Raw genomic sequence first — 1261 nt, forward strand, 5'->3', positions numbered from 1 at the left:
AATCTTTTGTCGATAAACCCATAGTGTGGGAAAATACCCAACCAAAAGCTGCCGAAGGTTCCGTTCAACAGGGTTTTCATTGTTCGTGCTGCGCACGCAACGAAAACTTAGCTATTGTACGACGTAGTTATTTATTTAGTTTTTAATTCGTCCAAATATTTTCGTATGTCTTTTTCTAATTTTTTGGGATAATCATAATTTAGTTTTTTCGATAATTCAGTTCCAATTTTTGAAACTAAATCAGCCATTGCAAATAAAGCATCCCAATTATCATTTTTTTTACTTCCTGAAAATGTTTGTTCTATTGTTTCCCACAAATCGGTAGTCAGGTATTTTTTAAAAAGTCTGCCGTATTTATTGGTTGTAATATTCCAATTATGTTCGCTTGAAATGTACCATTCGATTAAAGGGATTAAATAGTCTGTTCGGATATTATTTTCAGTCATAAACTTTGTATAAAACAAGTCATCCCTAATAATACATTTTGCGGTATGAGCAATGTCCCACCAAAAGTCATTTAAAACTTGTTTGAATTTTTTTTCTGTAGGTTTTTTTATTATAAAAATCTGGTGAGTAGGCTTTTTTAGACTATTTGTTAGCCCTTCTTTATCCACCAAAACTTTATAGCCAATATCCCAATCTTCGTGTAATTCATTTTTTTTTGCGTCAAGTAAAAATTCGGGTTTGCTGTATAATTTGAAATCTACTTTGACATAGTCAGCATATAAAACCATTTTCATAGCGTGTTTACCTTCGAAATAGGTTTCGTCTTCTTCAACCATTGCAATTGGATTTCCAAAATTTTCTGTCCAAGTATTGTCTGAAATATATTTGGCGTTATTTTCGAATATAAGTTCAATGTCTAAGTCGCTAAAATCGTCAACAGGTGCTAATGGATTTACAAGTGAACTTGTCAATAATACTGCTCTTATGTCTCGGTTATTTTTAGACCAATCAATTATTGCTTTTAGTTTTTCGTCACGAACTTTCATTTTTACGAGGTGGGTTTTACTATGTCGTACAACGTTTTGGGTATTGCCGAAGGCGGGGATTTTTAGCACAAATGTTCAATAGAAATATTAATGTTGAACCTTCCTCAAATGTCTAATCGAAGCCGTTCAGCCCCGCTTTTGGCAATACTATCTTTACTTTACATCCATAAAATTAATACCTTTAAAATAAACAAGACAGAGGTGAACTAACAATACCCTTAGAGAGTAAAAGCCTCATCTAACATATCAGTCCTCTGCCTTGTTTTAAA

The 1261-nt window shown here is 32.8% G+C and carries 1 protein-coding gene; it reads right to left on the reverse strand.

What is annotated here, in order from left to right; all coding sequences use genetic code 11:
• Positions 1-131: 131 nt before the first annotated feature.
• Positions 132-992, reverse strand: coding sequence for an AadS family aminoglycoside 6-adenylyltransferase (locus tag OK344_RS13395; protein ID WP_025069680.1), 861 nt, complete (start codon positions 990-992; stop codon positions 132-134).
• Positions 993-1261: the final 269 nt, after the last annotated feature.

The sequence above is a fragment of the Kaistella yananensis genome, assembly GCF_026107505.2.
Lineage (GTDB): Bacteria > Bacteroidota > Bacteroidia > Flavobacteriales > Weeksellaceae > Kaistella > Kaistella yananensis.

Bases quoted from the DNA above. Each gene is read 5' to 3' on its own strand.
- OK344_RS13395 (WP_025069680.1), bottom strand. From the start codon at position 992: ATGAAAGTTCGTGACGAAAAACTAAAAGCAATAATTGATTGGTCTAAA.